23 protein-coding genes are annotated in these 25,854 nt (G+C 73.4%); 5 read left to right on the forward strand and 18 right to left on the reverse strand.

What is annotated here, in order from left to right; all coding sequences use genetic code 11:
* Positions 1–14: 14 nt before the first annotated feature.
* Entirely contained in the window at positions 15–665 is a 651-nt protein-coding gene (locus ACFTXQ_RS32565; protein WP_382647976.1) for a TetR family transcriptional regulator, read from the reverse strand.
* A 163-nt stretch (positions 666–828) separates the two neighbouring features.
* Here ACFTXQ_RS32565 and ACFTXQ_RS32570 point away from each other — a divergent pair, with 163 nt between their 5' ends.
* Positions 829–2,061 (forward strand): acyl-CoA dehydrogenase family protein, encoded by a 1,233-nt coding sequence (locus ACFTXQ_RS32570; protein WP_382647979.1) that lies wholly within the window; start codon positions 829–831, stop codon positions 2,059–2,061.
* 165 nt (positions 2,062–2,226) lie between these two features.
* On the opposite strand, the gene ACFTXQ_RS32575 is transcribed toward ACFTXQ_RS32570, so the two are convergent.
* Positions 2,227–2,664 (reverse strand): SRPBCC family protein, encoded by a 438-nt coding sequence (locus tag ACFTXQ_RS32575; RefSeq protein ID WP_382647982.1) that lies wholly within the window; start codon positions 2,662–2,664, stop codon positions 2,227–2,229.
* A gap of 155 nt (positions 2,665–2,819) precedes the next feature.
* Here ACFTXQ_RS32575 and ACFTXQ_RS32580 point away from each other — a divergent pair, with 155 nt between their 5' ends.
* Positions 2,820–3,005: a DUF5999 family protein gene (locus ACFTXQ_RS32580; protein WP_382647985.1), complete on the forward strand. Its 186-nt coding sequence runs from the start codon at positions 2,820–2,822 to the stop codon at positions 3,003–3,005.
* A 155-nt stretch (positions 3,006–3,160) separates the two neighbouring features.
* Here ACFTXQ_RS32580 and ACFTXQ_RS32585 read toward each other — a convergent pair whose 3' ends face one another.
* Both ACFTXQ_RS32585 and ACFTXQ_RS32590 read right to left on the reverse strand, forming a co-directional pair.
* The gene (locus ACFTXQ_RS32585; protein ID WP_382647988.1) at positions 3,161–5,257 is read right to left on the reverse strand and encodes an ATP-binding protein; all 2,097 of its coding nucleotides are present in this window, start codon (positions 5,255–5,257) and stop codon (positions 3,161–3,163) included.
* Between the two features lie 62 nt (positions 5,258–5,319).
* A complete protein-coding gene (locus ACFTXQ_RS32590) occupies positions 5,320–6,288 on the reverse strand; it encodes a fibronectin type III domain-containing protein (RefSeq protein ID WP_382647991.1) in 969 nt (322 codons plus the stop codon).
* Between the two features lie 235 nt (positions 6,289–6,523).
* Here ACFTXQ_RS32590 and ACFTXQ_RS32595 point away from each other — a divergent pair, with 235 nt between their 5' ends.
* Together ACFTXQ_RS32595 and ACFTXQ_RS32600 are read left to right on the forward strand one after the other, a co-directional pair.
* Positions 6,524–6,718, forward strand: coding sequence for a hypothetical protein (locus ACFTXQ_RS32595; protein WP_382647994.1), 195 nt, complete (start codon positions 6,524–6,526; stop codon positions 6,716–6,718).
* 154 nt (positions 6,719–6,872) lie between these two features.
* The gene (locus ACFTXQ_RS32600; RefSeq protein WP_382647997.1) at positions 6,873–8,441 is read left to right on the forward strand and encodes a hypothetical protein; all 1,569 of its coding nucleotides are present in this window, start codon (positions 6,873–6,875) and stop codon (positions 8,439–8,441) included.
* Between the two features lie 48 nt (positions 8,442–8,489).
* On the opposite strand, the gene ACFTXQ_RS32605 is transcribed toward ACFTXQ_RS32600, so the two are convergent.
* The 12 genes from ACFTXQ_RS32605 to ACFTXQ_RS32660 all read right to left on the reverse strand — a co-directional run bounded on the left by ACFTXQ_RS32605 (position 8,490) and on the right by ACFTXQ_RS32660 (position 20,796).
* On the reverse strand, positions 8,490–9,632 hold the full coding sequence (locus ACFTXQ_RS32605) for an LLM class flavin-dependent oxidoreductase (RefSeq protein ID WP_382648000.1): 1,143 nt from the start codon (positions 9,630–9,632) through the stop codon (positions 8,490–8,492).
* Positions 9,633–9,643: 11 nt separating this feature from the next.
* The gene (locus ACFTXQ_RS32610; protein WP_382648003.1) at positions 9,644–10,705 is read right to left on the reverse strand and encodes an LLM class flavin-dependent oxidoreductase; all 1,062 of its coding nucleotides are present in this window, start codon (positions 10,703–10,705) and stop codon (positions 9,644–9,646) included.
* Positions 10,702–12,081 (reverse strand): NtaA/DmoA family FMN-dependent monooxygenase, encoded by a 1,380-nt coding sequence (locus ACFTXQ_RS32615; RefSeq protein ID WP_382648006.1) that lies wholly within the window; start codon positions 12,079–12,081, stop codon positions 10,702–10,704. Before ACFTXQ_RS32615 ends, ACFTXQ_RS32610 begins: the two co-directional genes overlap by 4 nt.
* Before the next feature lie 26 nt (positions 12,082–12,107).
* A complete protein-coding gene (locus ACFTXQ_RS32620; RefSeq protein WP_382648053.1) occupies positions 12,108–13,280 on the reverse strand; it encodes an LLM class flavin-dependent oxidoreductase in 1,173 nt (390 codons plus the stop codon).
* A gap of 97 nt (positions 13,281–13,377) precedes the next feature.
* Positions 13,378–14,130 (reverse strand): GNAT family N-acetyltransferase, encoded by a 753-nt coding sequence (locus ACFTXQ_RS32625; RefSeq protein ID WP_382648009.1) that lies wholly within the window; start codon positions 14,128–14,130, stop codon positions 13,378–13,380.
* Positions 14,127–15,143, reverse strand: coding sequence for a transporter substrate-binding domain-containing protein (locus ACFTXQ_RS32630; protein WP_382648012.1), 1,017 nt, complete (start codon positions 15,141–15,143; stop codon positions 14,127–14,129). The genes ACFTXQ_RS32625 and ACFTXQ_RS32630 overlap by 4 nt, the downstream gene beginning before the upstream one ends.
* A 67-nt stretch (positions 15,144–15,210) precedes the next feature.
* Positions 15,211–16,011 (reverse strand): amino acid ABC transporter ATP-binding protein, encoded by an 801-nt coding sequence (locus tag ACFTXQ_RS32635; protein ID WP_382648015.1) that lies wholly within the window; start codon positions 16,009–16,011, stop codon positions 15,211–15,213.
* Positions 16,008–16,970 (reverse strand): amino acid ABC transporter permease, encoded by a 963-nt coding sequence (locus ACFTXQ_RS32640; protein ID WP_382648055.1) that lies wholly within the window; start codon positions 16,968–16,970, stop codon positions 16,008–16,010. Before ACFTXQ_RS32640 ends, ACFTXQ_RS32635 begins: the two co-directional genes overlap by 4 nt.
* A gap of 134 nt (positions 16,971–17,104) precedes the next feature.
* Positions 17,105–18,214, reverse strand: a complete 1,110-nt coding sequence (locus ACFTXQ_RS32645) for an aryl-sulfate sulfotransferase (protein WP_382648018.1) — start codon at positions 18,212–18,214, stop codon at positions 17,105–17,107.
* Positions 18,215–18,260: 46 nt separating this feature from the next.
* Positions 18,261–19,262, reverse strand: a complete 1,002-nt coding sequence (locus ACFTXQ_RS32650; protein ID WP_382648021.1) for an ABC transporter substrate-binding protein — start codon at positions 19,260–19,262, stop codon at positions 18,261–18,263.
* Between the two features lie 41 nt (positions 19,263–19,303).
* Positions 19,304–20,020, reverse strand: a complete 717-nt coding sequence (locus tag ACFTXQ_RS32655; RefSeq protein WP_382648024.1) for an ABC transporter ATP-binding protein — start codon at positions 20,018–20,020, stop codon at positions 19,304–19,306.
* Positions 20,017–20,796 carry an ABC transporter permease gene (locus ACFTXQ_RS32660; protein WP_382648027.1) on the reverse strand — a complete coding sequence of 260 codons (780 nt, stop codon included), beginning with the start codon at positions 20,794–20,796 and terminating at the stop codon, positions 20,017–20,019. Before ACFTXQ_RS32660 ends, ACFTXQ_RS32655 begins: the two co-directional genes overlap by 4 nt.
* Positions 20,797–20,949: 153 nt before the next feature.
* Here ACFTXQ_RS32660 and ACFTXQ_RS32665 point away from each other — a divergent pair, with 153 nt between their 5' ends.
* Positions 20,950–21,519, forward strand: coding sequence for a helix-turn-helix domain-containing protein (locus ACFTXQ_RS32665; RefSeq protein ID WP_382648029.1), 570 nt, complete (start codon positions 20,950–20,952; stop codon positions 21,517–21,519).
* Here the strand turns inward: ACFTXQ_RS32665 and ACFTXQ_RS32670 are convergent.
* Together ACFTXQ_RS32670 and ACFTXQ_RS32675 are read right to left on the reverse strand one after the other, a co-directional pair.
* Positions 21,516–25,262, reverse strand: a complete 3,747-nt coding sequence (locus tag ACFTXQ_RS32670; RefSeq protein ID WP_382648057.1) for a helix-turn-helix domain-containing protein — start codon at positions 25,260–25,262, stop codon at positions 21,516–21,518. The genes ACFTXQ_RS32665 and ACFTXQ_RS32670 overlap by 4 nt on opposite strands.
* A gap of 165 nt (positions 25,263–25,427) precedes the next feature.
* On the reverse strand, positions 25,428–25,790 hold the full coding sequence (locus ACFTXQ_RS32675; RefSeq protein WP_382648032.1) for a hypothetical protein: 363 nt from the start codon (positions 25,788–25,790) through the stop codon (positions 25,428–25,430).
* Positions 25,791–25,854: the final 64 nt, after the last annotated feature.

Below are 25,854 nucleotides of genomic sequence, written 5' to 3' on the forward strand. Positions count from 1 at the left end.
GCCTCGCGGAGTCGTCAGAAGCCCGGGCCGTCCTCGCGGTTGCCGGCGGTGGCCAGGCGGCCCCAGAGGAGGTCGGTGAGGCCGGTGACCAGCTCCGCGCGGCCGCAGGGGCGTTCGCCGAGCCACCAGTCACCGGCGGCGTGCATCATGCCGACGATGCCGTGGCCCCAGACGCGGGCCAGCTGCTCGCCGCCCGGGCCCGGGCCCAGGTCCACGCGTTCGCCGATGACCTTGGCCAGCTCCTCGCCGAGGCGTCGCAGCAGCGGGGCCGAGTGCAGGCCAACGTCGAAGCCGCGCTCGGTGCTCTGGGAGTCCTCCGCAGGGTGCATCAGGAAGCGGTAGACCTGCGGGCGGGCCTCGATGGCGGCGAGGTAGGTGTCGAGGGTGGACTCCACCCGGCTGCGCCGCTCGGCCGGGGCGTCGAGCGCTGCCCGCAGGGAGTCGAGCAGGGCGTCGGTGTGCCGGACGGCGAGGGCCTGGTAGAGGCCCGCCTTGTCACCGAAGTGCCGGTAGAGGATGGGCTTCGTGATGCCGGCCTCGGCCGCGATGGCGTTCATGGAGGCCTTGGGGCCGTCCCTGAGCACGACCCGGTCGGCCGCTTCGAGCAGCTCCCGCCGCCGGCGCTCGGCCGCTCCCGGCTCGCCTGCGTGCTGCGTGGTCTCCATGATGTGTTTCTCTCCCCGCCCGTGCGATGTGCGTGACGCCCACGCAACGTAACACCCCGCACACCTTGACCATCGAAACCGGCGGTGCTTGACAGTGCTTACTGACCGGTAACAGACTGTGGCCATCGTGCGGGTTACCGCTAGTAACACAGGTGGAGGGGACATGGCGGAGTTCACCATGGAGCTCAACGACGACCAGGTGCAGGTACGCGACTGGATCCACGGCTTCGCCGCCGACGTGATCCGGCCCGCGGCCGCGGAATGGGACGAGCGTGAAGAGACTCCCTGGCCCGTCATCCAGGAGGCGGCGAAGGTCGGCATCTACTCGCTGGACTTCTACGCGCAGCAGTTCTTCGACCCCACCGGCCTCGGCATCCCGATGGCGATGGAGGAGCTCTTCTGGGGCGACGCCGGCATCGCCCTGTCGATCGTCGGCACCGGGCTCGCGGCCATCGGCGTCGTGGCGAACGGCACCGAGGAGCAGATCGGCACCTGGATCCCGCAGATGTACGGCACCCCGGACGACGTGAAGGTCGCCGCCTTCTGCTCCTCCGAGCCGGACGCGGGCTCCGATGTGGGCTCCATGCGCACGCGGGCCGTCTACGACCAGGCCAAGGACGAATGGGTGCTCAACGGCACCAAGACCTGGGCGACCAACGGCGGTATCGCCAACGTCCACATCGTCGTGGCGGTCGTCGACCCGGAGCTCGGGACGAAGGGGCACGCCTCCTTCATCGTGCCGCCGAACACCCCGGGGCTGTCCCAGGGGCAGAAGTTCAAGAAGCACGGGATCCGCGCCTCCCACACCGCCGAGGTGGTGCTGGAGGACGTACGGGTGCCCGGCTCCTGCCTGCTGGGCGGCAAGGAGAAGCTGGACGAGCGGCTGGCGCGGGCCCGTGAGCGGGCGCGCAGCGGCGGCGCCGGCGAACGCGTGAAGAACGCCGCCATGGCCACCTTCGAGGCCTCCCGGCCGGCGGTCGGGGCGATGGCGGTGGGCACCGCGCGGGCGGCGTACGAGGTCGCCCTCGACTACGCGAAGACGCGGACGCAGTTCGGCCGGCCGATCATCGACAACCAGGGCGTGGCCTTCCAGCTCGCCGACATGCGGACCCAGATCGACGCGGCGCGGCTGCTGGTGTGGCGGGCCTCCTGGATGGCGGTCGCGGGCCGCCCGTTCACCTCGGCGGAGGGCTCGATGTCGAAGCTGTTCGCGAGCGAGGTCGCGAAGAAGGTGACCGCGCAGGCCGTGCAGATCCTCGGCGGGAACGGGTTCACCCGGGAGTACCCGGTGGAGCGGATGCACCGCGACAGTGCGATCTACACGATCTTCGAGGGGACCAGTGAGATCCAGCGGCTGGTGATCGCGCGGACGCTCTCCGACATGCCGATTCGCTAGGCGCTGTGCCTTGGCGGTGTCCCGGCCGGGCGGTTCCGCTGTTCGGCTGCGGCGCCGTTGCGGGGGCTCCGCCCCCGTACCCCCGCGCCTCAAACGCCGGCGGGGCTGGATGTGGCCCCGCCGTCTTGCAGGTGCGGGGCCGGAGGTGGCCCCGCCGTCCCGTGCTCAGGGGCGCAGGAGGCCGGTGAGGGCTCGGGTGAAGAGGAGGCGGGACGCGGCCGCGACCGCGGGGTCCAGGGCGTGGGGAAGGCCGCGGAGGCGGAGGTCCTCGTGCCAGTGGATCTCGGCGCCGCCCGGTGGGACGGGGACGACTTCGATTTCCGCCCAGCCCGTCACCGTACGGCCTCGTTTTTCCAGCCGGACCCGTCCCGGAGTGTCCTTGTTCGGGGGCTGCCACACCGTGACCTCCATGCGGTCGTCGAATGTGATCCTGCCCACGCCCGTGCGCGCCGTGAAGATCGTTCCGACCCGTGTCGGCGGTGCCGTCTCGATGATCGTCCGGGTGAGGGGGACCTGCGCCCCGTGGCGTTCCCAGTCCGTCAGGCGCAGCCATGCCTCCGCGGCCGGCAAATGGGTTCGGTGAATGATCCGGATAGCGGGCATGAGCGCATGGTAAGCGGGCATACACACCCTGAACTGGACCGCGAATATGGGTTCCGTCCGGGGGCGGCGATCAGTAATACTCACCGCCACCGTGGATCGCGGATTCGACCGGGTGACCACCGGCCCTCCCGCCCCACACTGCGAGGAGGTGCGCCATGTGCTCCCACCAGCCCCCCTGTCCCGCCGCGGACAGCCCAGACCACGATGCCGCCCGCACCGTGGCCTCCCACCCCGAACAGGGCTGGAGCCTGCTGTGCAACGGCGTGGTGATCTTCGACGACACCGGTGAACTGCTCCCCGAAGGCCGCACGGTGGCACCCCGCCGCCCGGCCCTGGTCTGAGCGAGGAGGCAGCATGCGCCAGCAGCTGATCCGCAAGCCCGTCCCCAAGCCCGCCCCCCGAGACCTGGACCTGCGCACACCGTCGGGCAGAACCCTCCCGTACTGACGGGAGGCCAGGTGTCGGACCAGCTGTTACGGCGTCCACCGGCCGGCGTTCAGCCGGTGGACGAAGCCGCCCCGCCCCGGAACGCGGTCTCGTAGGCCGCGTCGCCGATCGCCGCCCGGGCCTGCCGCTCGCCCTGGTCCCGCAGGGCCGTCAGCGAGGGCGAGCCCATCTGTGGCCGGCCCACCGTGCGCCACCAGGCGTGCCCGGTGCCCAGCAGGCGCGCCGCCAGTTCCCCGTCGCCCAGCGCGGCCACCGCCGCGGCCAGCAGGTCCAGGCCCAGGGCGATCCCGAAGCGGTCCCCGAGCAGCCGCTTCCCCGACAGCATGGCCCGTACGTGCCGGGCCGCCTCACCGTGCTCACCCAGGCCCAGCGCCGCCACCGCCAGGACGTAGTCCGCGTACGCCCGCAGCCAGCGCTCGCCCAGCTCCGCGCAGGCCTCCCGCAGGGTCCGTGCCTCCGCCATCGCCTCCTCGAAGCGCCGCAGGTCGCACAGGGCGTAGGAGGTGGCCAGCTTGCACAGCAGCCAGCCGGGGCCGCTCGTCCGCCCGCCGTGGCCCGCCCGCGCCCGTGGACCGGCCAGCTCCAGGGCCCGTACAGGATCGCCCGGCATGAGCACCGATACGGCCTGCAGGTACGCGGCGCGCAGCTCCCGCTCGGGGTCCGCGAGCCGCGCCGCGCCCCGCGTGCACTCCTCGCCGATCCGCCGGGCCGCCTCCATGTCGCCCTGGAGCAGGGCGACCAGACCGAGCGCCCACACGGCCTGGTTGTACGCGGCCCCCGTGGGCGGGGAGACCTCCAGGGCCCGTTCCAGGAAGCCCCGGCCCTCGTGCACGTGCCCGCAGGCGAACCAGTAGAACCACAGCGCCCCGGCCATCTCCAGCGCCGCCCCCGGATCGGAACCCAGCAGGTGTTCCAGGGCGGTGCGCAGCTGTGCGTGCTCGGCGGTCATCCTGCGGTACCAGTCCACCTGGCCGGGGCCCAGCCAGCCCCGGTCGGCGGCCTGGGCGAGCGCCGCGTACCAGTGGGCGTGGCGGTCGGCGACGATCCGCGTCTCGGCGAGCTCGTCCAGCCAGTCGTGCCCGTACTCGCGGATCGTGTCCAGCATCCGGTAGCGGGCCCCGGCGCCCCGCTCCTCGCTGCGGCGGACCACGGACTTCGCGACGAGGCCCGCCAGGACCCGTTCCACCCGGGAGGCGGGCAGCGGGCCGCCCGCGCACACGGCGCGGGCCGCCGCCACGTCGAAGTCGCCGGTGAAGACGGACAGCCGGGCCCACAGCAGCCGCTCCAGCGGCTCGCACAGTTCGTGGCTCCAGCCGACGGTGGTCCGCATCGTCCGGTGCCGGGGCGGCAGGGCCGACCGGGCGTCGGTCAGCACGTCGAAGCGCGCGCCGATCCGCTCGGCCATCTGCTCCAGCGACCAGAGCCGCATTCGGGCGCCCGCGAGCTCCAGAGCGAGCGGGATCCCGTCCAGGCGGCGGCACAACTCGGCGGCCACCGCGGTCCGTTGTGGATCCTCGAAGCACTCCGCGGCCTGCGGGGTCGCGGCGAGGGCATGGGCACGGAAGAGGGCGAGGGCGTCGCTGTCGGTCCCCTCGCAGGGCAGCGGGCGGACCTCGACGACCTCCTCGCAGGGGGAGCCGAGCGGCTCCCGGGAGGTGACCAGGACCGTCAACCCGGGGGCGGACTGGAGCAGTTCACCCACCAAGTGGCGGCATTCGGCCACCATGTGCTCGCAGGTGTCCAGGACGAGGAGGAGTTCCTTGTCGGACATCCATCCGCACAGCTCCTCGTCGAGGGGACGCGGGGAGTGGTCTGCGAGGCCCACGGCGTGGGCGACGGTCGCGGTGAGCAGCCCGGGGTCGCGCAGCGGCGACAGTTCCACCCACCACACGCCGTCGGCCCGCGCCTGGCCGGCGGCGGCGACGGCCCGCAGGGCGATCCGCGACTTGCCGACGCCGCCCACGCCGGTGAGCGTGATGAGCCGCCGGTGGTGCAACAGGTAGTCGATGAGGCCGAGTTCATGCTCCCGCCCGATGAAGCCGGCTGCTTCCGGAGGCAGGTTTCCCGGCGCGGCGCCGGCGGCCGGCGCGAGGTCGCCGTCCGAGGAATCTGCCTGATTGTTGTTGACCGAGTACTCACCGAACACGGAAGTATTGTGCGTGATCTTCTTTCCCGGCACGGGCGTTCAGGCCGGATCGCCCCGCCCGATCACGCCACGAGGGTGATCCGGCGCTCCGCCGAGAAGGCGCCCCAGTTGCCGTCGGGCAGCCGTGCCCGCAGCTTGACGGCCCAGACGGTACCGGCCGGCTCGGTCACGGTGAGCCGGTGCTCGGCCCGGCCGGTGGGTACGGCGCCGGCGCCGAACTGGATGACGGTGGTGGGCTTTCCGTTGACGTACAGCTCGTACTCGCCGGTCTCCCTGCCGGTGTCCGGGGCGGTCCAGGTGAGGGTGACCGCGCCGGGCGAGGCGGCCGCCGTGAACTCGGCGGGTGCGGTGTTCGGGCCGTCGCCCGAGGCGGGCGGGGTCGTCACGTCCACCGGGGGTCCGTCGGGGGAGGAGTTGTCCGCGCCGTCACGGGCCCGCACGGTGAAGGTGTACACCGTGTCGGGCTGGAGGCCGGTCAGCGCGGTGCCGCTCTCGCCGGGGCCGGCGGTGTGGATCCGGACGCCGCCCTGGTAGACGTCGTACGCCGTCACGCCCGTGTCGTCGGTCGCCGGCGCCCAGGACACCCAGGCGGACCGGGGGCCGGTCGCCCGGGCCGTGGTGGCGGCGGGCGCGGCGGGTGCCGCGCGGTCCTCGGCCTTGGCCGCGGGGGTGGTGGCCCGTACGGCGGGGGAGGCCGGGGAGAGGTTCCCGGCGGCGTCCCCGGCCTTGACGGTGAAGGCGTAGCCGGTCTGCGGGGTGAGGCCCGTGATGTCCACCATGGTCTTCTCGGCCGGGAGTTCCCGGACCATGCGGCCGCCCTCGAAGACCTGGTAGCGCGTCACGCCGTCGCGTTCCGGGGGCGCGCTCCACATGACGTGCACGGTGGTGGCGCTGCCGGCCTGCGCGGTGAGCCCGGCGGGGGCGGGCGGGGGTTCGGTGTCGGGGGCGGTGCACGCGGCTGCGCCGCCGAGGCCGAGGCCGAGGAGGAGGGCGAGCGTGAGCGTCGGGGCGGTGCGTCGGGCGTGGTGCACGGGGGTGCCTTCCTCCGCTTCCGCGTAAAGGTCTAGACATATATGGCACGAGGGGGCCGGGCCGGGCAACCCCCGTGCGTGCGGCTTCCGGCGGGCACCGCGCCGGGACGCGCACGAACGAGATCGTCAAGGACCGAGCGCCCGTCACGGACGGTCAACACCCGTACGGCGGACACGTCTTTCGCCCGGAAGCCCCCCTCGCTGCGCCACCATGGCGCCGAGTAAGGAGGTTTCGATGGTGATTTCGCTCTCCGTGGTCGTCCTGCTCCTGATCCTCGCGTGGATCTTCATGCGCAGCGGCGGCCTCAAGTTCTCACACGCCCTCGTCTGCGTGCTGCTCGGCTTCTACCTGGCGAGCAGCAGCATGGCCGCGACCATCCACGACGGCCTGACGGCGACCGCCGATGTGGTCTCGGGCTTGAGGCCGTAGGGGGTCTCCGACCGTGAACCCTTGATCAACTGTTGCGCCTTCATGAATCATCCGGCTTCTCCATGGACTCCTCGGGCAGTGCGATCTAGCGTCTGGCGGCGGCGCGATGTCATACGCAATGTCAATAAAACTGAAGAGACAGGAGGAAGTCCGGATGTTCCGAAGAGCGCTGAACTGCGCTGTGGTTCCGGTCATCGCCGCCTTCACGGTGATGTACGGCGTCTCCCCGGCCCAGGCCGAGGAGATACCCAAGGCCCCCGGCCACCGCCTGGTCAGCCACTACGACGGCGGCCCCGCGGCGGCCGCCCCGCTGCCCGGCGAAGCGCCCCCGCAGCACCCCTTCCTCGCGCCCAACGGCCGCAGCGGCATGCACTCCGACGCGGCGGGCAGCGCCACCTCCCCCTGGTCCGGGCCGCTCGGCAAGGACCTGCGGGTGACCAGCGAGAAGATCGCCGCGCTCGGCGGCGAATGCGCCACCGCCACCTTCGACACGGCCGGCCGCCTGGTCACGGTGTGCGGCACCTTCTCGGGCTTCAAGGTCAAGCTCCTGGAGCCCCGTACGCTCGCCACGCTCGCGGAATACCAGCTCCCGCAGCGTTCCTCGACGGTCGAGGCGATCACCTCGCTCGACTTCTCGAAGATCTTCAAGGACACCTCGGGCGGCGCCTACTTCTACCTGGACAACCAGGACCGGGCCGTGCTGGCCGACTCCCGCCAGCACATCCTGCGCCTCGCCCACAGCCAGAACCCGGACGGCAGCTGGAAGTTCACGGTCGACAACGACTGGGACCTCACCGGCCAGGTCCCGCACGACTGCGTCAGCTGGACCAACCTGTGGCCCAGCGGCACCTGCGATCCAGTCACCTCCGTCATGCCCGACTGGAACGGCCGCATCTGGTGGGTCACCCGCCAGGGCCGCGTCGGCACCGTGGACCCCGAGACCTCGCGGATCCGCTCGATCCAGCTCCCGGGCGAGGAGATCCAGAACTCCTTCTCGGTCGCCGAGGACGGCGTCTCCATCGTCAGCGACCACGCGCTCTACAGCTTCCGCGCCGCCGCCGACGGCACCCCCGAGGTGCAGTGGCGCCAGACGTACGACCGCGGCACCGGCACCAAGCCCGGCTCCGTGAACCAGGGTTCGGGCACCACACCGGACCTGTTCGGCAACGGCTACGTCGCCATCACCGACAACGCCGACGACCGGATGAACGTCCTGGTCTACAAGCGGGGCCTGAACGTCCCGGACGGCGGGCGGCTGGTCTGCAAGGTGCCCGTCTTCGGCTCCGGTGCCTCGACCACCGACAACTCCCTGATCACCTGGGGCAACAGTATCGTCGTCGAGAACAACTACGGCTACGAGAACCCCACCACCCTGCTCCTCGGCAAGTCGGTCGTCGGCGGCGTGTCCCGCATCGACGTCCGCGCCGACGGCAGCGGCTGCGACACGGTCTGGGAGAGCGCGATCCGCGCTCCCTCCGTCGTCCCGAAGCTCTCCACCGCGAACGGGCTGCTCTACTTCTACGAGAAGGAGCCCAACTTCTGGGGCATCGACGCCTGGTACCTCACCGCGGTCGACTTCCGCACCGGTGAGCGCCGCTGGCGGCAGCTGACCGGAACCGGTCCGCTGTACGACAACAACTGGGCGCCGATCACGCTCGGCCCCGACGGCACGGCGTACGTCGGCGTCTTCAACGGCATCGTCGCGGTCCGCGACGGCGGCTGAGCCCGCCCGCTGCACCGGGCCCCCGCCGCACGGCGGGGGCCCGTTCCGTCAGCCGCGGCGGCGCCACTCCTCCGCGAGGAGGCGGTAGGAGCGCACCCGGTCCGCGTGGTCGTGCGTGATCGTCGTGATCAGCAACTCGTCCGCGCCGGTGGCCTCCTGGAGCCGGTCCAGGTGGTCGGCGACGGTCCGCGCGGAGCCCACGAACTGGGTCTCCACCCGGTCGGCCACGAGCGCCCGGTCCGCCTCCGACCAGGGCAGGGCCCGGGCCTCGGCCGGAGTGGGGTAGGGGATGGCGCCCTCGGCGGCGCGGATGCTGCGCACCCAGGGCGCGTACCCGGTGGCCAGCTCGCGGGCCGTGTCGTCGTCCTCGGCGACGACCACGTCGGCGGAGACCGTCAGGTACGGCCGGTCCAGCTCCGCGGACGGCTTGAAGGCGGCCCGGTACGCTTCCGCCGCCTCCAGCACCGAAGCCGGGCTGACGTGGTAATTGGCCGCGAACCGAAGCCCGTTGCGGCCCGCGCTCTCCGCGCTCACCCCGCCGCTGCTGCCCAGGATCCACACCTGTACGTCGGCCCCCTCGCCGGGGACGGCGTGCGCCTCCACCCCCTCCGGGGTGCGGTACTCGCCGCGCAGCAGCGCGAGGACGTCCTCGACCTGCTCGGCGTAGTCCTGCGGCTGGGCGCCGGGCAGGTTCAGCAGCTTCTGCTGGAGTGCCACCCGCGGATGGCCCAGCAGGTGCGCGAAGGAGAACCGGTCGGGGATGCGCAGCCCGTTCGCGGTGTATCCGTCCACGACCGGGACCGCCCGCGGGGGCGCCGGCGACACCGGCCCGCCGGGGGGCGGCCCCGACCGTCCCGCCGAGCGGCCCAGGCCGAGGTCGATGCGGCCGGGGTGCAGGGCGTCGATGAGGCCGAACTCCTCGACCGTCGACAGCGCCGTACGGTGCCCGAGCTGGACGGCGCCGGAGCCGAGCCGGATGGTGCCGGTCGCGGACGCGGTCAGGGCCAGGACGACCGCCGGGGAGGTCCCGGCGACCCCCGGATTGAGGTGGTGCTCGGCGAACCAGTAGCGCGCATAGCCGAAAGCCTCCGTCCGCCGGGCGAGGTCGATGCTGTTGTGGAGGGCCTCGGCGGCGGTGGAACCGGACGGGACCGGGACGAGGTCGAGGACCCCGAGGGGGATGCCGGACATGGCCGGGCTCCTTACAGGTCGGCGAAGTCGGGGTCGGGGAAGCGGGGGTCGGGGATCGCGCGGCGCAGCACGGGGGCGACGTCCGACTGGAACAGTTCGAGGGAGGCGCGGTGCTCCGCGTAGGTGAGGCCGCCCGGCTCGGCCTGGAGGTGCAGGGCGGTGTGGCCGAACTCCTCGTGGTAGCGGTGCACCTTCTCGATCACCTGCTGGGGGCTGCCGATCAGCGCCGAGCTCCGCTCGACGAAGTCCTCCAGCGTCGGGAAGACGGGCTCGATGCCCTGGAGCCGGTGCGCGGCCAGGTACCGGGCGAAGGCCGGCCGGTACGCGGCCACGGCCTGCTGCGAGGTGGGCGCCGTGTGGAACCCGGCCGTGCCCGCGCCGACGACCGCGTGCGCCGGATCGTGCCCGTAGTGCTCCCAGCGCTCGCGGTAGTGGCGGATCAGCTCGGCGTACGGGCCGATCGGGTGGGTGACGTTCGCCGAGAAGAGCGGGTCCCCGTAGCGGGCGGCGAGATCCACGGACTCCCGGCTGGTGGCGCTGCCGTGCCAGACGCGCAGCGCCGGCTGGAACGGCCTCGGCAGGACCTCGGCCGCGGCCAGCGAGGGGCGGAAGCGCGGTTGTGCGGTCACCTTGTCCTCGCGCCAGATCCGCCGGAACAGCTCGTAGGCCTCGGCGTTGCGCTCCCACTGGTCCTCGGGGGTCACGTGGAACAGCTCCCGCTGCGCCGTGCCGTTGCCCTTGCCGATCATCAGCTCCAGGCGCCCGTCGGACAGGTGGTCGAGCGTCGCGTAGTCCTCGTACGCCCGCACCGGGTCCAGCAGGCTCAGGGTGGTGACGGCGGTGAACAGCCTGATCCGCCGGGTCAGCGCGGCGATGTGGCCGAGCACCACGGGCGGCGAGGAGGACAGGAACGGCCGCTCGTGGCGCTCGCCCACCCCGAAGCCGTCGAAACCGAGCTCCTCCGCCAGCAGCGCACTGGCGACGACCTCGCGGAACCGCTCACGGGTGGGCGTGTGCGCGCCCGTCACCGGGTCGGGTGAGTCCGTGATCAGGGTGATGGCCAGGAACTTCACGAGGCCGCGGCCCGCCGGGAGGGCGCCGCGCCGGGCACGGCGAGACCGAGGTGGTCGCGCAGGGTGGTGCCCGCGTATTCGGTCCGGAAGACGCCCCGCTCCTGGAGCAGCGGGACGACGGTGTCGGCGAAGACGTCCAGGCCGCCCGGCGTGATGTGCGGGACCAGGATGAAGCCGTCGGCCGCGTCCGCCTGGACGAGCGAGTTGATCGACTCGGCGACCGTGGCGGCGGAGCCGACGAAGGTCTGGGCGGCGGTGGTGGCGATGACGAGCTCGCGGATCGACAGGTTCTTGGCCTCGGCGAGCGCGCGCCACTGCCGGGCGGTCTCGAGGGGGTCGCGGAACTGGCGGACGCTCGCCCGGCCGAGGGCGATGGTGTTCTCGCCGACCTCGGGGTCGACGTCGGGCAGCGGGCCGTCCGGATCGTAGGCGGACAGGTCCCGGTTCCAGACGTGCTCCAGGTACTTGATCGCGGTCTGCCCGCTGACCTGGAGGCGGCGCACCTCGTGGGCGGTCTCGTGCGCCTCGGCGTCGGTGTCGCCGAGGACGAAGGTGGCCGCGGGCAGGATCTTCAACTGGTCGTGCGTACGGCCGTACGCGGCGAGCCGGCGCTTGACGTCGGCGTAGAACGCCCGGCCCTCGTCGAGGGTCGCGTACCGCCCGAAGATGGCGTCGGCGGAGGAGGCGGCGAACTCGCGGCCCTCGTCGGAGTCGCCCGCCTGGAAGATCACCGGCCTGCCCTGCGGGCTGCGCGGGACGTTGAACCGGCCCTCGATGTCGAAGTGCTGCCCCCAGTGGGAGAAGGCCCCGGCCCGGCCGTCGCGCAGGAAGGCGCCCGAGGCGGCGTCGGCGAGGATCTCGCCTCCGTCCCAGGAGTCGAACAGCTCGGTGGCGGTGGCCAGGAACTCCTGCGCGCGGGTGTAGCGGTCCTCGCGCGGCAGGAACCCGCCGCGCCGGAAGTTCTCGCCGGTGAAGGCGTCCCAGGAGGTGACCACGTTCCAGGCGGCGCGGCCTTCGGAGAGGTGGTCGAGGGAGGCGAACTGGCGGGCCACCTCGTACGGTTCGTTGAATGTGGAGTTGATGGTGCCGGTCAGGCCGAGGCGCTCGGTGACGGCTGCCAGCGCGGCGAGGACCGTGAACGTGTCGGGCCGGCCCACCACGTCCAGGTCGTATATCCGCCCGCCCTGCTCACGCAGGCGCAGACCCTCGGCGAGGAAGAGGAAGTCGAACTTGGCGCGCTCCGCGGTCTGCGCGAAGTGGCGGAACGAATCGAAGTCGATGTGGCTGCCGGCCGCCGGGTCGCTCCAGACGGTCGTGTTGTTGACGCCCGGGAAGTGGGCCGCCAGATGGATCTGCTTGAGCGGCTTGGTGCTCATGGTTCGTCCTTCCGGGAGGTCCGAGGTCAGGCGGCGCGGGGCCCGGCGTAGCGGTTGGCGGGCCGGGCCAGCCCCAGCAGGCCGCGCAGGGTGTCCGCCTCGTACGCCCGGCGGAAGGCCCCCCGCCGCTGGAGCTCGGGCACCAGCCCCCGCGTGAGGGCGGGCAGGTCGTGGGCGAGTACGCCCGGCCGGAGCCGGAAGCCCGACAGGCCCGCTTCCCGGCGCTCCTGGAGCAGGTCCGCCAGCTGCACCGGGGTCCCGGCGAAGACCGCGGTGTCGTCGGAGTACGCCTCGCCCGCGAGCGCGTCGAGGCGCTCCAGGCGGTCGGCGGCCGCGGAGTGGTCCTCGTCCAGGAACACGGTCAGCTCCCCGAACAGGTGGAGGGGCTCGGCCGCGAGCCCCGCGGACTCCCGGGCCTCGCGGATCGCCGTGACGGCGGCCCGTGCCCCGTCGGTGTCGCGGGCGGTGACGTATCCGACGTCGGCGGAGCGGGCGATCAGCCCGTACGCCGCGGCGCCGTCGGCCAGGGCGCTCACGACCGGCTGGCCCTGGGGCGGGCGCGGCGTGATCGAGGGCCCCCGGACGCTGAAGTGCCGGCCCTCGAAGTCGATGTAGTGCAGCTTGTCGCGGTCCACGAACCGGCCCGTGGCCACGTCGCGGATCTCCGCGTCGTCCTCCCAGCTGTCCCACAGCCGCCGGACCACCTCGACGTGGTCGGTGGCCTCCGCATACAGCTGCGGCTCGGGGAGCGGGTGGGCGCGGCGGCCGAAGTGCCGCCCCTCGTACGGGAGTTCCGAGACCTGGATGCGCAGGCCGGCCCGGCCACGGCTCACGTAGTCGAGGGTGGCGACGGCCTTGGAGATGTGGAAGGGCTCGGTGTGGGTGGCGGTCACGCTCGGGACCAGCCCGATGTGCCGGGTCAGCGGCGCGACGCGCGCCGCGGTGAGGACGGCGTCCAGCCGCCCGCGGACCAGGTCGGTCCGCTCGTCGGGTCCTTCGGGGGAGGAGGACTGCAGGGCGAGCCCGTCCTCGAAGGTGACGAAGTCGAGCAGTCCGGCCTCGGCCTCGGCGACGAGCCCGGCCCAGTAGCGGGCGGTGAACAGCTCGGCGGGCCGGGCCCCCGGCTCGCGCCAGGCCGCCGGATGCCGGCCCGCGCCGTCGAGGGTGACGGCGAGATGGAGTTCGGACACGGCGGATATCGCCTTCCTGATCGGCGTACGGAAAAGGGAAAGGGGTGGAATTGAGCTCTTCAGACGACGCTACGTCCGATGGCTGGGCCATACAATGACCGGGATATTAAGGGAATTTGGCGGCTGTGTTGCCCGGCGCCCGGACCGCCATGAAGGAGGGCCGGCGACGCAGGGTGAAGCCGATCGACTCGTAGAGCCGGATCGCGCCCGTGTTGGCCGCCGACGTGTGCAGGAAGGGGACCTCTCCCCGGTCCCGGATCCCCGCGGCCACGGCGCGCACCAGCCGCGTGGCCAGGCCCCGCCCCCGGTGGTCGGGATGGGTGCACACCGCGCTGATCTCGGTCCAGCCGGGAGGGTGCAGCCGCTCCCCGGCCATGGCGATCAGCCGGCCCCGGTGGCGGATGCCGAGGTACGTGCCCAGCTCGACGGTGCGGGGCAGGAACGGCCCGGGCTTCGTGAGCTCGATGAGGCCGAGGATCTCCGGCACGTCGGCGGGCCCCAGCCGGACCGCGTCCGGGGCGGGTCCGGCGCGCAGTGAGGTGTCGACCAGCTGGACCCCCTGGACGGCCCCGACGGTCTCCCAGCCCTCGGGCGGGGTCAGCACACCGGCGAGCGAGGCGACCCCGCCCGGGCCGACCAGCGCGCCCAGGTCGGCCCAGGAACGCGGGTCGGCCGGGTCGGCCAGGGCGGCGAAGGGCGAGACGTCCGCGCGGTAGCGGGCGGCGCGGGAGGTTCCGGGACCCAGTGCCCCGCCCGGGCCCGGGCGCTCGGCGAACGCGGTGTGCGCGCCCGACAGCGAGGCCCAGGCCGGATTGTCCAGCACGTGCGGGGAGACCGCGGTGTCCGGTCCCGCGTTCATGAGTTGGTCAGCGGCAGGCCGGGCGGGTTCACCTCGGAGGTGGTCACGGACTCGTTGGACAGGTTCCAGGTGGTCAGCAGCTTCGCGTACTGGCCCTCCTTGATCAGGTGGTTGATCGCCTCGGACACCGGCTTGGCCAGCCCGCTGTCCTTCTTGGCGGTCGCCGCGATCAGGCCCTGGAGGGACTCGCCGGCGCCCGAGAAGGAACCGGCGTTGCGGGTGGGGGCGTTGCTGCTCGCGGTCTGCGTGATGTGGTAGGCGATCGACGGGTTGGGGCCGAAGTGGAGGTCGATCTTCTTCCCGCTCAGGGCCAGGTAGATGCTGTTGGCGTCCGGGAAGTACTTGACGCTGATGTCCTTGCCCTCGGCCTGGAGCTTCTTCTGCCACTCCAGCAGGATCTTCTCCTGGTTGGTGCCCTTGCTGACCGCGATCGTCTTGCCCGCGAGGTCGTGGTAGTCGCCCGCGAAGGTCCAGGAGCCGTCCTTCAGCGCCTCGAAGGCCAGGTTGTCCTGCCGGTAGGAGGCGAACTCGTACTTCTTCTTGCGCTCCTCGGTGACCGTGACGTTGGTGAACGCCACGTCCACCTTGCCGCTGTCGATGCCGACGAACAGGTTCTCCCAGGTGGAGTTCTTCACGACCGGCTTGAGCCCGAGCGTCGCCGCCACCAGGCGGCCGAGGTCCGGCTCCGCCCCGGTGAGCGTCTTCTGGTCGGTGCCCACGTACGCCAGCGGGGGGAACCCGGCGGGCAGCGCGCCGACCCCGATGACGAGCTCGCCGCGGTCGCGGACCTCCTTGGGCAGCTGGGCGCGCAGGGATTCGACGGCCGGGACGGACAGCTCGGCCTGCTGCGCGGCGCCGTTGGACTCCGCGCCGACGATGACCTTGTCGGAGGCCGCTCCGGTGGCCTCGGCGTCGCCGCCGCACGCGGTGAGCCCGGAGGCGAGGGCCACGGTGGCCGTCGCGGCGCCGAGGCCGCGGACGAGTCTGGTGCGCAGGGTGGAAGGGCGTCGCATGGTGTTCCTTTTCCATGGTCGAACGGGAGTGAGAGGAAGAAGTGCGGGGGTGGCGGGGGCCCGGGGGTCAGAGCACCCTGCTCAGGAACTCGCGGGTCCGGGGGTGTGCGGGACGGTCCAGTACCTGCTCGGGCGGGCCCTGTTCGACGACGCGGCCCTCGTGGAGGAAGACGACCTCGTCGGCCACCTCACGGGCGAAGCCGATCTCGTGCGTGACGATGACCAGCGTGGTGCCGCCGGTGGCCAGGTCCTTGATCACCTGGAGCACCTCGCCGACGAGTTCGGGGTCGAGGGCGGAGGTCGGCTCGTCGAAGAGGATGACCCCGGGTCGCAGGGCGAGGGCACGGGCGATGGCCACGCGCTGCTGCTGGCCCCCGGACAGTTGCCGGGGGTAGGCGCCGGCGCGGTCCCCGAGCCCGACCCGCTCCAGCAGTTCGCGCGCCAGCGCCTGGGCCTCGGGGCGGCGCAGCCTGCCCGTGGCGACCGGCGCCGCGGCGATGTTGTCCAGCACGGTCAGGTGCGGGAAGAGGTTGAAGTTCTGGAAGACGAAGCCGATCCGGCCGCGCTGGGCGAGGATCGCCCGCTCGCTCAGCTCCTTGAGCCGGGTCCCGTGCCGCCGTACGCCGATCAGCTCGCCGCCGACGCTCACGTACCCGGCCTCGGGCTTCTCCAGGTGGTTGATCACCCGCAGCAGGGTGGACTTGCCGGAGCCCGAACGCCCCAGGACCACGGTGACCGTGCCCGGCCGCACCGTCAGGTCCACCCCGTCCAGGACCCGCCGGCCCCCGAACCACTTCTGCACGTCGTGGACCTCGATCGCGGCGGGCCGCGTCGTGGGGTCGCCGGTCGTCGTCGCGGTCGCGGTCATCGCGCCGTCTCCTCACGGAAGCGGGTCCGCAGCCCGCGCAGGGCCGCCCGGGCCCGCTGTACGGGGGTGGGCGGGAGGGTGCGCAGGGCGCCGCGCGCGTAGTACCGCTCCACGTAGAACTGGACGACGGAGACGAGGCTGGTGAGGATCACGTACCAGACGGTGGCCACCAGCAGCAGCGGCACCACGTCGCCGGGATAGGTGGCGGCCAGGCCCTGGACCGAGCCGAACAGGTCGAGCAGGGACACGTAGAAGACCAGCGAGGTGGCCTTGACCAGCCCGATCAGCAGGTTGACGTAGGCGGGGACGATCGCCCGCAGGGCCTGCGGGAAGACGATCCGGGCGAACTGGTAGCGCTTGGGCAGGCCCAGCGCGGCCGCCGCCTCGTGCTGTCCCTGGTCGACGGAGAGCACGCCCGCCCGTACCACCTCGGCCGCGTACGCCGCCTCGGCCAGGCTCAGCCCCACGACCGCCACGACCATGTCGGTGGCCAGCCGGGACTCGTCGAAGGTGAGGAGGGCGGGGCCGAAGGGAACCCCGAGGCTCAGCGAGGGGTAGAGCGCGCTGAGGTTGTAGAGGAAGAGCAGGACGACGATCAGCGGCACGGAGCGCAGCAGCCAGACGTACGTCCAGCTCGCCCACCGCAGCACCGGGTTGGCGGAGAGCCGCCCGAGGGCGAGCAGTACCCCGCCGGCCAGGCCGAGGAACGCGCTGTACGCGGTCACCTGGAGGGTGATCCACAGCCCGTCCAGGATGACCGGCCGGAGGAACCAGTACGCGAACCGGTCCCACTGGTAGAAGGGGTTGCCGATCAGCCCGTGGGCGGCCTGGGCGACCAGGACGAGCACGGCGGCGCCGGCGATCCACCGCCCGGGCCGGCGGAGCGGGAGGACCCGCTCCGCCGGCCCGGGCGGCCCGGCGGGGCCGGCGGGCGCGGCGAGGGGAAGCGATTCTCTCAGGGACACGGGAGCAGCTTGGATTCGGCGAAGAATCGCTGTCAACGGTCCTGATATCGATATCCACGCAAGCGGGCGGCCTTTTCATCCGCCGTACACATAACGCCTCCCGGTGAAATAGAACCGGGGTTTCGCATTTACAGCCAGGGGAACTGGTCGGCGGAGTAACGGTAGGCGCGGAAGACGGAGTTCTGGGCGCCGGCCGAGGACTCCAGCCCCACGCCGTCGCCGAAGGAGCGGAACTGCGGGACCACGAACTCCCACACCACGTCCCCGCCGGGGGTCACCTCGAAGAGCCGGCCGAAGGAGCCCTCGGCGATGAAGGTGTTGCCGTTGGGCAGGCGCTGCGCGCTGGACATGTAGGGGCTGTAGAAGTTCTGCGGCGGGTTGTCGGTGTACGACCACACCTCCTTGCCCGTGTGCGGGTCGAGCTCCAGCACCCGCGAGTACGGCACGGAGGTGGTGTCGCGGTACGTGCCGTTGTCGAAGACGAGGATGTTGCCGCCGGCCAGCTCGTGCGGATGGTGCTGCTGCGCCAGCACGTCGGGGCCGATCCGCCACGTGACGGAGCCGGTGGCGCGGTCGACCGCGACGGTGGTGGACGCGCTGCGGAAGCCCACCACGACGGAACCGTCCGCGAGTTCGTTGACGGTGTTGGCCATCGGCCAGTGCTCGCGGGCGAAATGCGGGTTCAGGGGGACCTCTTCGGGGTCGAGGTGCTCGATGGCGGCCCAGCGCCACACCACCTCGCCGTCCCAGGTCAGTTCGTAGACGACGTCCCCGTAGATCACCCCGCCCGCGGCCTCGGAGCCGGGGATGCCGCCGCGGATGCGGGCCGCGTCGGCCGGGTCCAGGGGTTCGACGACGGTGATGAGGAGGTTGCCGTTGCGCAGGACGGTGGCGTCGTGGTGGTGGAAGGGGTGCCGGGCCTCGCGCAGCACGGTGGAGTCGGGGGCCAGCTCCTGGAAGATGCCGCCGTGGTAGACGTCCCAGATGGGGAAGAGGGTCGGGCTGCTCGTGTCCTTGGCCGCGTAGAAGAGGTTGCCGTTCGGCAGGAGCTGGGCCTGGCGGCCGGGCGGGTGCGGGGAGTTCCAGGTGTGGGCGGTCCGGCCCTCGATGTCGACGAGGTGGATCTCGCCGGCGCTGGTGATCGGCGTGTAGAGGGTGTAGCCGCCGTAGCTGCGCTCGGGGTCGTGGGCGATGAGGCCTACGCCCCGGCGGCGCAGGGTGTTCTGGTCGACGGTCATGGGGACTCCTTCGAAGGGGACGGTCGTGCGTGGGTGGGGACGTGGTTCAGCGGACGGTGACGGCGGCCGGGTCCACGGCGGCCAGGGCCGCGGTGTCCAGGTACCGCAGCAGCGCGGCGCGGTCGGCGGCGCCCGGCAGGCTCTGGGAGGTCTTGGCCCAGGCGGCCTCCTCCTCCAGCTGCGCGAGCAGCTCGGGGGAGAGGGTCGCGCCGTAGGAGTAGCGGGGCTGGAAGGTGTCGACGTAGCCGGCCTGGAGGGCGCCCTTGGACTGGGCGAGGACGGCCTTGCGCGCGGCCGCCGGGTCGGCGGCGATCTCCCGCTGGGCGCGCACCAGCGCACGGAGCACGGCGGCGGTGGTCTCCGGGTTGGCCGAGGGGCCGGCGACGAGGAAGGTCCTGGCCGTGTAGCCGGTGAAGGGCAGCTCGGCGTACCGCTCGCCGAGTGCGGTGCGCGCGGCGTCGTAGAAGCTGGGGAAGGTGAGCCCGGCGTCGATGTCACCGCGGGCCAGGGCCGCGGGCACCTGGTTCGGCGCGAGGTTGACCACGGTCACGTCCGCCGCCGACAGCTGCGCCGAAGCCAGCATCCGCGACAGCGCGTACTCGACGTTGGTGCCCTGCGGGACTCCGACCTTGCGGCCCTTCAGCGCGGCGAAGCCGGTGATCTGCCGGTCGGTGCGGGTCAGCAGGCGCCAGTCGGTGAACCGGGACAGGTCCGCGACGATCCGCAGCTCGCGGCCGCCGAGCGCGGCCGTGACCGCGGGCAGGTCGCCGACGACGCCGAGCTGCGCCTGGCCGCCGAGCACGGCGTTGAGGGCGTCGCGCCCGGTGGGCTGGGTGGTGACGGTGGCCTCGATGCCCTCGGCGGCCCACAGGGAGTGCTCCTGCGCCACGTAGACAGGGGCGCCGCCGAGGTGGTCGCTGCCGGCGAGGGTGACGGCGGGCCGGCCGCCGGCCGCGCCGCCGCCACCGGTGGATCCGGCGCAGGCGGTGGCCAGTACGGAGAGCAGGGCGGCCAGCAGTACGGCGGCCACCGCGCGGGGTCTGGGCATGGGGGAGGGGTCCTTCCGTGAACGGGGGGAGAGAGGAGAGGTCAGGAGGAGCCGAGGTGGCCGGCGATCAGTGCGCGCAGACCGGGGTCGGGCGGCCCGGCGGGCACGGTGTGGTCGGCCAGCACCCGGCCGGGAGCGCCGCCGAGCACGATCACCCGCTCGGCGAGGGCCAGCGCCTCGTCGATGTCGTGCGTGACGAACAGGACGGTGGTGCCGCGGCGCTGCCACAGCTCCCGCAGCAGGGTCTGCATCCGGGTCCTGGTCAGCGCGTCCAGCGCCCCGAACGGCTCGTCCATCAGCAGTACTTCGGGCTCGGCGGCCAGGGCCCGGGCGAGCGCCACGCGTTGCTGCATGCCGCCGGACAGCTGCGCCGGGTACTTGTCCGCGCCGTCCGCGAGCCCCACCTCGGCCAGCGCGGCGAGGGCGCGCCGGCGGCGTTCGGCCCGCGGCAGGCCGAGCCGCTTGAGGGCGAACTCGACGTTTCCGCGCGCCGTGCGCCACGGGAACAGCGCGTAGTGCTGGAAGACGACACCCCGCTCGGGGCCGGGCCCGCGCACCGGCTCGGAACCCGCCGTCACCCGCCCGGCGGTGGGCCGTACGAACCCGGCCACCGCGCCCAGCACCGTGGACTTGCCGCACCCGCTGGGCCCCAGCAGCGCCGTGAACGATCCGGCGGCCAGATCCAGGTCGGTGCGCTCCAGCACCGGCGCGCCCCCGTACCCGACGGACAGCCCCTCCAGCCGCACCTGCTGGCTCATGACGCACCCCAGTGCACGAAGCGGCGGCCGACGGCGGCCAGGACGAGGTCGACGGCGACGCCCAGCAGGCCGAGCACGAGCAGCCCCGCGAACATCCGGTCCACGCGCAGGAACTGCCCGTCGACCTGTAGCCGGTACGCCAACCCGCTGTCGGCGCCGCCCAGTTCCGCCGCGACCAGCGCGAGCAGCGCCACCGAGGCGCCGTAACGCAGCGCAGCGAGCAGGGCCGGCGCGGCGGCGGGCAGCAGTACCTCGGTGAACCGGCGGTGCAGCGGCGCCCCCAGCGTCCGGGCCGCCCGCAGGTGGGTGACGGGAACCCGGGAGACCCCGTCGTGCACGTAGAGCCAGACCGCGAGGAGGACGGCGTAGGCGATCAGCAGGCGCTTGGCGGTCTCGCCGATGCCGAACCAGGCGGTCGCCAGCGGCACGAGGGCGATGGCGGGGATGGGGCGCAGGAAGGAGACGAGCGGGGTGACGGCGGCGGACACCTTCGGCAGGTAGCCGGTGGTGAAGCCGAGGGCGCTGCCGACGAGCGCACCGAGGGCGAAGCCCTGTCCCGCCCGGGCCAGGCTGGCGCCGAGGTCGGAGGCCAGGACGCCGCTGCGGGCGCTGTCCGCCAGCGCGGCCACGGTCTGACCCGGGGTCGGGAGCAGTCCCGGGGCCACCCCGCCGGAGTGGGCGAGGAGGTACCACAGCGCGAGGACGGCGCCGGCCGCGCCCAGGGCCGGACCGAGCCGGGCCAGGGCGCGGCCGGGCGGTGAGGGGGTGGCGTGCACGGGGCGGCTCCTCGGTCGTGTGCTCCGTCGTCGGGCGACGTCGTTCATAAGCAAGGTCAATAATTGACCACGCTTATGAAGAGAGTGTTGCGGCAGTGCGAAACCTCCCCGGACCCCCCGGCGCGGGACCGACCATGAGGTACGTTCGCCAGCGTGTCTCGCCCCGAACCCACGCCCGAAGCGATAGAGGTCGGACGGGTGATCCGCGGCTGCCGCAAGCAGCGCGGCGTCTCCATGGCCGCCCTCGCCACCCGCTCCGGCCTCTCCCAGCCCTTCCTCAGCCAGCTCGAACGCGGCCTCGCCACGCCCAGCCTCAGCTCCATCTACCGGATCGCAGAGGCCCTGGACGTCACCCCCGGCACCTTCCTCAGACCGCCGGGCCGCCCGGGCACGGTCAGCCACGAGAGCGACCCGCAGGTGATCCGCGTCAGCGAGGCCGCGGGCCAGGTCGCCCGGGTCCTCATCCCGGGCGGGCGCAGCGGGGTGATGGAGGCCTACGAGCACCACTTCGAGCACGGGCGGGGCGAGCGCGGCTGGTTCGAACACCCCGGTGAGGACTTCCTCTACGTCCTGGAGGGCGAGATCGTCCTGGAGGTCGAGGGCGAGGAACCGCTGACCCTGCGCGCGGGCCAGAGCGCCCACCACCGGGGCGAGGTCCCGCACCGCTGCCGCCTCGCGGGCCCGGCCGCGGCCCGCACCCTCCTCGTCATCGCCAACGCCTAGGGCCCGCCCCGCAGTCGGTCCACCGCCGTCAGCCGGGCCCCGACGTCCAGGCTCCACAGCCGTACGGTGCCGTCGGTGCTGCTGCTCGCCACCGTGCGGCCGTCGGGGGCGAAGGCCACGCTCCACACCGCGTTCGCGTGGCCCGACAGCGCGGCCACCGGCCGGCGGGCCGGCACGTCCCACAGCCGTACCGTACGGTCGTTGCCGCTGCTGGCCAGCGTGCGGCCGTCGGGGGAGAAGGCGATGCCCCGCGCCGAGCCGGTGTGGCCGGCCAGGGACGCCTCCGGGCGGTGCAGCCGTGCGTCCCACAGGCGTACGGTGCCGTCGTTGCCGCTGCTCGCGAGGGTCCGGCCGTCCGGGTTGAAGGCCACGCCCCGTACCGCACCCGTGTGGCCGGTGAGCGCGGCCAGCGGCCGGCGGCCCGCCACGTCCCACAGACGGACCGTCAGATCGTCGCCGCCGCTGGCCAGCGTGCGTCCGTCGGGGCTGAACGCCACGTCGTTGGCGAAGTCGGTGTGGCCGGTCAGCACCGCGAGCTGCCGCCGCGCCGCCACGTCCCACAGCCGGACCGTGCCGTCCGAACCGGCCGACGCCAGGGTGCGCCCGTCGGGGGAGAAGGCCACCGAGAACACGGTGCCGCCCTGGCCGGTGAGGACGGCCGCAGGGCCGCGCGCCGCCACGTCCCACAGCCGGATCGTGCCGTCGGAGCCCGCCGAGGCCAGCAGCCGCCCGTCGGGGGCGAACGCCACCGTGAAGACCGTCTCGCCGTGCCCGGCGAACGCGGCCACGGCCCGGCGGCCCGCGACGTCCCACAGCCTGACCACGTGATCCGCCTCGGCGGTGGCCAGCAGTCTGCCGTCCGGGCTGTACGCGGCGTGCCAGACCTCCGTGAACGGACGTGACGTCAGCACCGCCCCGCGCAGGTCCCACAGGACGACCGACTGGTCGAAGCCGGCCGTGGCCAGCACCGCTCCCGCGGAGTCCACCGCGACCCCGAGCACGTAGTCGGTGTGACCGGCGAGCGTCGCCGTCAGGCGGCCGCCGCGCACGTCCCACAGCCGGGTCGTACCGTCCCCGCCCGCGCTGACGACCGTCGTCCCGTCCGGGGTGTAGGCCACGCCGTTGACGTCGTCGCTGTGGCCCGTCAGCGTCGCGACCGCGCGCCCCGCGGCCACGTCCCACAGCCGTACGGTCCGGTCCACGCCCCCGGTGGCGACCGTCCGGCCGTCCGGCGCGAACGCGGCCCCCAGCACCTCGTCCGTATGCCCCTCGAGCACGGCCAGCTGCCGGGCCTCCACCGGGTCCCACAGGCGTACGGTGCGGTCGGCCCCGGCCGAGACCAGGGTCCGGCCGTCCGGCGCGTAGGCCAGGGCGTTGACCCTCCCGGCGTGACCGGCGAGCGCCCCCACGGCCCGGTGCTCGCCCCCGGCCTCCCACAGACCGATGGTCCCGTCGGGGGCCGCCACGGCCAGGACCCGCCCGTCGGGGGCGAAGGCCACGGCCCGGGCGCCGGCGGTGCTCGCCGGGAGGACCCCGGCAGTCCGCCGGCCGACGGTGTCCCACAGGCGCGCCGGGCCGTCCGTGGACGCCGCCGCGAGGAGGCGGCCGTCGGGGCTGAAGGCGACCGCCCGGACCCGCCCGGCCAGGGTGAACGTGGCGAGCGTCCGCCGGTCGGCGACCCGGCGCAGCGCCACCGTCCCGTCCGAACCGGCCGTGGCGAGGGTGGCGTCGTCCGGCGCGAAGGCCACCGCGTTGACCGGCCCGCCGTGTCCGCCGAGCCGGGCGAGGAACGGCTGTGCCTGCGTGCTCAGCAGCGCCCCGCGCGCCTCGGTCGTGGGGGCCGTGCGGTAGGCCTCCCCGGCCAGCAGCATCGACGCCTCCGGCCGGCCCGCGGCCAGCGCCGCGGACTGCAGGGCCAGTGCCCGCGACCGGGCGACGCGTTCCTGGCCCAGCGCACCCGCCCGCTGCTGGTACGCCAGCCCGCCCGCCCCCACGGCGAGCACCAGCAGGACGACGAGCGTGGCCAGCATGCCCTGCCTCAGCCGCACCTGGCGGCGGGCCTGCCCCGCCCGGGCGTCCTCCCCGGCCCGGCTCGCCCGCAGGAAGGCCTCCTCCAGCGGGCCGAGCCGGCTCCGGCCGCCCTGCCGGCCGTCCGCCCAGGCCTGCTCGGCCCAGGAGCGGGCGGTCTCCAGCCGGGTCCCGCGGTAGAGGGCGGAGGGATCGCGGCCCTCGCGCTCCCATTCGGCGGCGGCGTGGGACAGCTGCTGGTGGATCAGCAGGCCCGCCCGGTCCTCGCGGATCCAGCCGCGCAACCGCGGCCACGCGTGCAGCAGGGCCTCGTGGGTGATTTCGACGGTGTCGCTGTCCACGGTGACCAGGCGGGCCCGTACGAACGCGTCGAGCGCGGCCGCGGCCCGCTCCGCGTCGGCCGACTGCTCGATCAGCGCGGCGCGGCCCATCCGGCGACGGGTGGCGCCCGTCCCCTCGGCGACGTGCACCAGCCGCACCAGGATCCGGCGGATCGTCCGCTGTTCGGCGGGGTACAGGCGGCCGAAGACCTCCTCGGCGGTGTGCGCGATCGCGCCCTGGATGCCGCCGGTGTGCTCGTACCCGGCGACCGTCAGCGTCGCCCCGGAGCGCCGCCGCCACGTGGTCAGCAGGGCGTGCGAGACCAGCGGCAGCGCTCCGGAGGGAGCCCCGGCATCGCGCAGGAGCAGGGGGACCAGGCCCGGTTCGAGGGCGAGCCCGGCGAGCTCCGCCGGGCGCGTGATCGATTCCCGCAGCTCCGCCACGGACATGGGGGGCAGCACGAACAGGCCCTCGGTGAAGACGGAGGCCAGCTCCGGCAGCTCCAGACAGCTCCCGGAGAAGTCGGCCCGTACCCCGAGCACCACCACGGCGGGGAGCTCGGGCCCGGTGTCCGCCGGGAAGGAGCCGGCCAGGGCGGAGAGCACCCGTACAAAGGCCCGTCGCTCGTCCTCGTCGGGACAGAGGGTGAACAGCTCCTCGAACTGATCGACGATCAGCACCACCCGGGCGGGCGGGCATTGCGTGCCCGGCTCCCCGTCCCCCTCCGCGTCCGAGAGCCGGCGTACGGCCTCCAGCAGCACCCGCGGCCGCTCCCGGATCTCCCGCGCACCGATCCCGGGATCGCTGCCCAGCACCTTCGCGGTGCGGTCCAGGAGCTCCTCCAGCGGATGCGCCGTCGGGGTGAACCGCACCACCGGCCAGGTGTCGGCGCCCGCCATCGGGAAGCCGCCGGGGCGCCGCAGGGCCGGTACGAGGCCCGCGTTCAGGAGGGAGGACTTGCCGGCGCCCGAGGGGGCCACCACCATCAGCGGCCCGCGCCCGGTCCGTTCGAAGACCCGCTCGACCAGCTCGGCCGTCGCCCGCTCCCGGCCGAAGAACCAGCGCGCGTCCTGCGCCGTGAAGGCCGACAGCCCGCGGTACGGGCAGGTGCCGTCCAGCGGTGGTACCTCCGTCTCCTGCGCCATCCGGAGCAGCTCGCCCCCCGCCCCGAGCACCTCGTCGCAACGGCGTGCGACGTCCACGGTGACGGGCTTCGCACCGGTCTCGATCTTGCTCAGGTAGCCCTTGCTGTAATGCGTGCGGCGGGCCAGGTCGGCGAGCGACATTCCCCGTTGCACCCGCAGACGCCGCAATCGCGCCGGGAAGCCGGGGACGGTCGTGTCCGCTGCTTCGTGCTGGTGGTCGGTCTTCCGCCGACGGTCCGGATCCCCCACAGCGTCCCCCATGGCGCGGCGCCGCCCGGGCAGCGGGAACGGCAGGGCCCAGGCTACCGCGCGGGCCGGACGTACGGCCCGGTCTTGGGGGTGGTATGACGAAAACAAGAACCTCCGGGGGCCACCGGACGGGCGGCCCCGGAAGCGGTCCTGACGGCGTGTGGCCTACGGGTTCAGGCGGATCGAGTTGATGGGCGTGAGGTCGGCGTAGACCCCGGTCTTGGCAGCGATGGGGTTGCCGCAGCCGCCCCCGTTGGAGCCGGTGCACAGGTTTGCGGTCGCACCGCCGTACTGGTTGTTGAGGACCCAGTGGTTCCCGTACTGGTTGGTCAGGTTGTGGGCCCCGTAGCTGTAGAAGACGTGGGTCGGCTTCACGGCGGGGTTCTGGTTCTGGGGGTAGATGCAGACCGCCCCGTCCGGGCAGCCGGCCCACGCGTCGGCCGGCTGGCCCTGGGCCGTACCGCTGAGCGCGATCAGGGCGGCGGCAGCGGTGGCGAGCGCGGCGGCGCCGCGGAACATCTTGCGCATGATTTCCCCTCGTGGGTCTTGCCCGGTGTGGACGGCTCCACAGTGGGGCCGGGCCGCCCGCCCG

Source organism: Streptomyces sp. NPDC057010, from assembly GCF_042673805.1.
In the GTDB taxonomy this organism is placed as follows: Bacteria; Actinomycetota; Actinomycetes; order Streptomycetales; family Streptomycetaceae; genus Streptomyces.